Raw genomic sequence first — 305 nt, 5'->3', positions numbered from 1 at the left:
CATCGAAGTCGTTCTCAAGCAAGCTGCGTCCTAATGAAGATGGCTATGGCTATATCCGGGCATCGGAACCTAGAACAGTTGCAAAAGTACTTAGAAGTGAGTGATAGTCAAGTGTTGGGCGCGGCTAGCACTCTGAGAATGTTGAGTCCTGTTGGTGAAAATGTCGGGATATATTGCTTTGACGACATCCCGGTAGCGCTTGCTATAAGAATGTTCGCGCGATTAATGATGTTATAACGGGAATTTGCACACTAGTAGAATATAATCGCTAAAAACCGTATAAAATGACAAGGAGTGCTGACCAC

1 pseudogene is annotated in these 305 nt (G+C 44.3%); it reads left to right on the top strand.

The features are described from left to right. A pseudogene (locus ACM0OZ_RS49290) lies at positions 1-237 on the top strand (hypothetical protein); the annotation flags it as partial. Between the last annotated feature and the right edge of the window lie 68 nt (positions 238-305).

The organism is Scytonema sp. PCC 10023 (assembly GCF_963920835.1).
GTDB lineage: Bacteria > Cyanobacteriota > Cyanobacteriia > Cyanobacteriales > Nostocaceae > Kalymmatonema.
This window is presented reverse-complemented; position numbering and strand designations above follow the sequence as displayed.